The following is a 6,758-nucleotide window of genomic DNA, read 5'->3' on the forward strand; positions in this document are numbered from 1 at the left end:
AGAGTTTGCCGACACAGGTCTGCGACGGCTTTTGGCAGGTGCTGAAGCTCGTCTTTGCGGGCGACCACCGTCAGGGTGCGCGAAAGGCCCGAGACGGGTAGGGGCTTGATCTGCAAGCGCATGTTTTCAACCAAGCCGTCAATCAGCAAGGTCGGCGTAAGCAGGCTAAAACCCTGGCCTGTCGAAACACAGGAGGTCACCATGCTCGAGCGGTCCGCTTGAATGACCCGGTCAGGTTCAAACCGCAAACGGCGCAGATGTTGCGCAATGTTGCGTCCGGCGTTCGTGGTGTCTCCGAACCGCACCAGAGGCAGTCGCGTCTGGATTTCCTCGAGGCTGCCCGTTGGTCCGTCATATGTTTGCGGCAGGACCAACAGGTATTGTTCGGTCAGAATGTGGTGCCGTTCCAGCCCGTCCATGTCCAGAAACGGATTTGACGTGATCGCCAGATCTGCCTGTTTGGTGCGCAGCAGGTGTTCGTGGTTGCCGCTTTGCCCTGCGTGCAGGGTGATGTCCTCGACGCCGAAAACGCGTTGCGCCATGTCGATCAACGACGGTGTCAGGGTTGTGGCCACCGAGGCCTGAATGCCAACCCGCAGCAGCGACAGGGGTTTCTGGCCTACGTGACGCAGTTCGGTTTCCATATCCGAAAGAGCTTCGAGGATCTTCAGGGCTTTGCCGTGCAGACGCGCACCGGCATGCGTCAGACGCGCGGGGCGGGTGCTGCGGTCAAGCAGCGTGGTGCCGAATGCCTTTTCCAGCGCCGTGATATGTTGCGAGGCCGCCGGCTGTGACATGGCAAGCAGTTTGGCGCCCGCGCGCATCTGGCCGGTTTCGGCCACAGCGACAAAGACTTCGAGCGAGCGCATCAGGCTTGGCGACAGTTTATGGCGGTCCAGCATATCTAACCTTAGTATAATTTCACTTTATACTAGCAGGATTTTCTTGGTTTCCGTCAAGCGCTGGCGCAACGTGATCAGCATGACGCGCACCCGATCCTCTCGCAGACGCAAGACGTCCACCCCAAGCACCGCAGCCGAGGTCCGCGCGCCGTTCATTCTGCGCAAATTGTCGACGTTCAATGTGCTCAGCGAAGCTGGGCTCGCGCAGATCGAAGCGAATGCGGACATTATTCTGGCCGAAACCGGAATGGAGTTTCAGGACGATCCCGAAATTTTACAGATCTTTGCTGAGGCAGGTTGCGACATAGATGGATCGCGCGTCCGCTTTGCGCCGGGGTTTTGCCGCAAGACCATCACGGCGACCGCGCCGGCGCAGTTTGTGCAGCACGCGCGCAATCCGGCCAACAACGTGCAACTTGGCGGGGACGCGAGCGTGTTGTGCCCCTCTTGGGGGCCACCTTTTGTGCATGATCTGGATCGGGGGCGGCGGTATGCGTCGCATCAGGATTTCATTGATCTGGTTAAGCTGCACCACACGCTGCCGTGGCTGCATCATTCCGGAGGCGTTGTCTGCGAGCCGGTGGATTTACCCGCCAACAAGCGCCATCTGGATATGCTTTATGGCCACATCCGCTATTCTGACCGCGCTTTTATGGGCGCCTTCATAGGGGCCGAGCGCGCAGGCCACGCAATCGACATGGCGCGCCTCGTGTTTGGCGAGGACTTTGTTGCCGAAAACGCCGTCTTGTATTGCGTCTCAAACACCAATGCGCCGCTGGTGATGGATTCCCATATGTCCGGCGCGCTTAAGACCTATGCCCGCGCTGGACAGCCGGTGGCCTGTACCCCTTGGGTTCTGACAGGGGCGATGTCGCCCACGACCGTCGCAGGCACGTTGGCGCAGGTGCTGGCGGAAACTATGGCGGCGATGGCCCTGACCCAGCTTATCAACCCCGGCACACCCTGTCTGATGGGCAGCTTTGCATCGACCATGTCGATGAAATCCGGCGCCCCGACCTTTGGCACGCCAGAGGCCGGGTTGATGGTTCTGGCCGCAGGACAACTGGCGCGTCGTCTAGGCGTGCCTCTGCACACGGTGGGCACGCTGAGTGCCTCGAAAGTTCCGGATGCCCAAAGCCAGCAAGAGGCCACATGGGGGCTGATGATGTCGATGTTTGCGGGCGCCAACCTGATCAACCATGCCACCGGCTGGCTGGAAGGCGGGCTGGTAACATCCTTTGAGAAAACCATTCTGGACCATGACATCTGCGGCAAGATCGGGCGGTTCTTTGACGGCATCGACATGAGCGAGAATGCCCAGGCGATGGAGGCGATTGCCGCGACAGGACCGGGGAAGCATTTCTTGGGGTCCGAACATACACAGGCCAACTTTATGTCAGCGCTGTTTCGCCCCTGGACTCCGGACGACACCTCATTTGAGCACTGGAGCGCTGCGGGCGAAAAAGATGCCGCGACACGGGCCAATGCCATCTGGAAAGACCAGCTGGCGTCTTACGCAGATCCCGGGCTTGATCCCGAGATCGACGGCGCGTTGCAGGATTACATTGCCCGCCGTAAATCGGAACAGCCGGATCGGAACTATTTCTGATGTCCCGTATCCTTATCATCGGCGGCGGCGCCATCGGGCTGAGCCTTGCGTATCATTTGGCCAAACGAGGGGCCAAAGACGTCACGGTGCTCGAGCGCAATCAACTGACGTCCGGTACGTCTTGGCATGCGGCAGGGATCGTGGGGCCCTTGCGTGCCACACCGAATATGACGCGCCTCGCCATGGCCGCGCTCGAGGTATTTCCTGCGCTTGAGACCGAAACCGGCATGTCGACGGGCTATCGCCAGACCAGCGGCTATTGGCTGGCCCGCGCGCCCGAACGTCTGGATGAACTGCGCCGGATCGCGGGTCTGGGCCAAACGCTTGGGCTGACACCGCGCGTGGTTGATCCCTCCGAGTTGCCTCTGCCGCAGCTGGATCTGCGCGAGCATGCAGGGGCCTTGTTTGTACCCGAAGACGCCAATGTGAATCCGGTCGATCTGTGCATGGCCTATGCCAAAGCTGCGCGGGATCGCGGGGTGGTTATTCGGGAAAATACCGCTGTCCAGGAAATCCGCAAAGACGGTGGGCGCACGCTTGGTGTGACGCTTGCAGACGGAACCCAGATGGATGCCGACCAAGTCGTCATTGCGACTGGTGCATGGTCTCGCGAATTGGCCGCCAGCGCTGGTGTGGCGCTGCCTTTGCAGGCCGTGGAGCATATGTATGTGGTGACCGAGCCGATCCCCGATCTGCCCAACCCTTTTCCTGTGATCCGAGATCTGGATCGCGGCATCTATCTGAAGGGAGATGCCGGAAAACTGGTGATCGGCGGCTTTGAACCCAACGCGAAATGCTGGAATGCCTATGGTCCTGAGGGCGATCGCCCCTTCCTTGAGATGGCCGAGGATTGGGATCAGTTCGCGCCATTCATGGAGGCCGCGCTCACGCTTTTCCCGGTCCTGGAGACTGCGGGCATCCAGCATTTCATGAACGGACCGGAGAGCTTTACCGCCGATACGCGCCCCCTGGTCGGAGAGACCACCGTTGACGGATTGTTTGTTGCGGCGGGTATGAATTCCGTTGGCGTGATGTCGTCAGCAGGCATCGGTCGGGCCTTGGCGGATTGGATGATCGACGGTGTTCCTCCTATGGACATGTGGGAGGTGGATGTCGCCCGCGTGGATCCCGTCACAGCAACACCCGCGCATATGGCCGCGCGCATGGAAGAGGCGATCGCCGATCTGTTCGCGCTGCATTGGCCCTATAAACAACCCAAGGCGGGTCGCGGGGTGCGTACGTCTGCGCTGCACGACCGTTGGGCTGCGGCAGGGGCGCATTTCGGCGTGACCGCCGGATGGGAGCGCGGGCTGTACTACGGAGCCGCGCAGGCCTATTCGGTGGCCGATCAGGGATGGTGGTCCTTTGCACAGGCCGAGGCGGCGGTTATGGATCAGGGGACAGCTCTGATCGATCTTAGTCCCTTCACCAAGCTGGATTTTTCGGGTGAGGGCGCGCTGGATGCGCTTAATCGTGTGACCACCGCGCAAATGGATGTCGCGATTGGCCGCGCGGTCTATACACAGGTTTTGAACGCGCGTGGCGGGATCGAGATGGATGTGACCATCACGCGGTTAAGCCACGATCGGTTTCATCTGATATCAGGTGGTGCGACACGCGTTCGCGATCTGGAGGTGCTGCGAAAATACCTGCCCAGCGATGTGGCCTTGTGTGATGTGACCGAGACGTATTGCACGATTGGGGTGATGGGCGCGGGCAGCAGAGTCTTGCTGAACGGGTTTGGCCCATGGCCCGACATCCCCTTTGGCCACGCCGCAGAGGTCGAGTTTGCGGGTGTTCCCCTGCGGGCCACCCGTGTGAGTTTCGTCGGAGAACTTGGGTGGGAGCTGACAGTTGCGAATGCTCAGGCCGCGCAGGTTTTTGATGCGCTGCAGGGGGCCGGGGCGACGCCGCTTGGCCACTTTGCCGTGGATGCCTGTCGGCTGGAAAAAGGCTTCAAACACTGGGGGCACGAGCTTGGCCCCGAGGTTACGCCCCTTGAGGCGGGGCTGGCGTTTACAATCGACTGGTCCAAAGAGTTTCAGGGCAAAGCGGAGCTAAAGCGGCAAAAGGCAGAAGGCGTGCGGCAAAGACTGGTTTTGATGCAGGTGCATGGCGATGCCCTGATGCTGCATGACGAGCCGGTTTTTGAGGACGGCATTCATGTGGGTTTGACCACCTCGGGTGGGCGCGGGCCGCGCACGGGGTTGAACCTGTGTTTTGCCATGGTGTCGGTGCCACAAGGCGAGACCATGGCGCAGACTTGCGCGCGGCAATTCACCGTCCGCGTGGCCGGGCAGGACTATGCCGCGCAACCGCTGCTCCGCCCTCCCTTTGATCCCTCAGGCGAAAGGATGCGCGCATGATCAAAGCGCAGGTTGTCATTATCGGTGGTGGCGCGATGGGCGTGTCGCTGATGTATCATCTGGTTAAGGCCGGATGGTCAGACGTGGTTTTGGTCGAGAAAAACGACCTGACGCATGGCTCGACGTGGCATGCGGCTGGGCTGTGCACCCATTTCGCGCATAACCCGACAATTCAAGAACTGCGAGCCACGTCGGTGCGGCTCTATCGCGATATTCTGCCTCAGGAAACCGGGCGGGATTGCGGGTTTCACCGTTCTGGCGCGATGCGGATCACACGCAACCCCGACCGGATGGATGAGTTTCGCCATGTCGCGGGGCTGTCGGACTTCACCGGCTATCCCTTGGAAATTCTGACACCAGACCGGATCGCCGAGCTGTTCCCTCTGGCGCAACTCGATGGGTTGATCGGCGGCATATATGAGCCTGATGACGGCCACGTCGATCCCACTTTGGCCACGCATGCCATGGCAGAGGTCGCCCGTCGCGGCGGTGCGCGCATTCTGCGAAACTGTCCGGTCACCGCGATTGAACGCCAGCAGTCGCATTGGCGGATCGAGACAGCATCCGAGGTCATCGAGACCGTTCATGTGGTCAATGCAGCAGGCACATGGGGTTGGGAAATCGGTCATATGATGGGGCTGAACATCCCGTCGGTGCCGGTTCTGCATCAGTACCTTGTGACCGATACCATTAAGGCCGTGTCATCGCGGATCAAAGACGGTTTACCGGAGCTGCCGATCATCCGCGACCCCGAAGAAAGCTGGTATGTGCGTCAGGAACGCGACGGGCTGATCCTTGGTCCCTATGAAAAGGCCGCAAAGGTTTGGTCGGTTGACGGTGTGCCGCCAGAGTTTGGCGCAGATCTGATGCCGCCTGATCTGGAGTCCGTTGAGCATATCATCATGGCCGCCATGCAGCGGATCCCCGCGTTGGAAACCGGTGGCGTGAAGTCGGTGATCAACGGGCCGATCACCTTCACCCCAGACGCCAACCCGCTGATTGGTCCAGCGCATGGGCTGCAGAACGCGTGGCTTTTGACAGGCTCATCCATGGGGGTGATGGAAGGGGGCGGCGCGGGCTGGTTCCTGGCGCATTGGATGACCCATGGTGCACCGCCGATGGATGCGCTGGCCGTAGACAGTCGCCGCTTTGGCTCCTGGGCCGATCGCGACTATCGTGTCGCCAAGGCCATCGAATGTTTCGGACTGCAGTTCGGGGTGCATTACCCGCACGAAGAACGCCCCGCTGGACGGGGATTGCGCCTGTCGCCGCTGCATGACTTGATGGTTGCGCGCGGAGCCGTGATGGGTGCAGCCTATGGCTGGGAACGCCCCAATTGGTTCTCGGACACACCGGGCGTCGTCGCGGATGAAACCTTCCGCCGCGCCAACTGGTTTAAGCCAGTGGCAGCAGAGGTCGACGCAGCCAGCAACCGTGTTGCGATGGCCGATTTGTCTGTGTTTTCAAAATTCGATGTGACGGGCCCTGATGTCACGGCCTTTCTTGAAGCGCTGGGCGCCAACCGCGCGCCCAATGCGGGCCGCATCGGATTGACCCACGCGTTGACCCCGACGGGCGGCGTTCTGTCAGAATTCACAGTCACGCGCCTTGGCGGCGATCATGCCTATCTCACCTCGGCAGCGGCCGCCGAACAGATCGACTTTGATCTGCTGCAGCAGGTTGCAGGTGATTTCGACGTGACAGTCCAAAACATCACCGAAGACTTCGCCGTCATCGGCGTCATGGGCCCTAAGGCGCCCGACGTGCTGCCCGAGCTGGCTCAGATGCAATGGCTGACCGCGCAGGACTGTGATGTGGCGGGGGCTTCGGTGCGGGCCTTGCGGGTGTCTTACCTGGGCGAATGTGGCTGGGAGCTGCATG

Annotated in this window: 4 protein-coding genes; 3 read left to right on the top strand and 1 reads right to left on the bottom strand. The window is 60.8% G+C overall.

Features of this window, described 5'->3' with window-relative positions:
• Positions 1 to 902: LysR family transcriptional regulator (locus tag ACEQWH_RS02665; RefSeq protein ID WP_370228069.1), on the bottom strand; the 902-nt coding region annotated here is incomplete at its 3' end.
• 79 nt (positions 903 to 981) lie between these two features.
• Between ACEQWH_RS02665 and ACEQWH_RS02670 the strand changes: the two genes are divergently transcribed.
• The 3 genes from ACEQWH_RS02670 to ACEQWH_RS02680 all read left to right on the top strand — a co-directional run.
• A complete protein-coding gene (locus tag ACEQWH_RS02670) occupies positions 982 to 2,511 on the top strand; it encodes a trimethylamine methyltransferase family protein (protein WP_370228071.1) in 1,530 nt (509 codons plus the stop codon).
• A complete protein-coding gene (locus ACEQWH_RS02675; protein ID WP_370228072.1) occupies positions 2,511 to 4,877 on the top strand; it encodes an FAD-dependent oxidoreductase in 2,367 nt (788 codons plus the stop codon). The genes ACEQWH_RS02670 and ACEQWH_RS02675 overlap by 1 nt, the downstream gene beginning before the upstream one ends.
• The coding region (locus ACEQWH_RS02680; protein ID WP_370228074.1) for an FAD-dependent oxidoreductase at positions 4,874 to 6,758 on the top strand (1,885 nt) is incomplete at its 3' end. The genes ACEQWH_RS02675 and ACEQWH_RS02680, both read left to right, overlap by 4 nt.

It is taken from the genome of Cognatishimia sp. (assembly GCF_964229375.1).
Taxonomy (GTDB): Bacteria; Pseudomonadota; Alphaproteobacteria; order Rhodobacterales; family Rhodobacteraceae; genus Cognatishimia.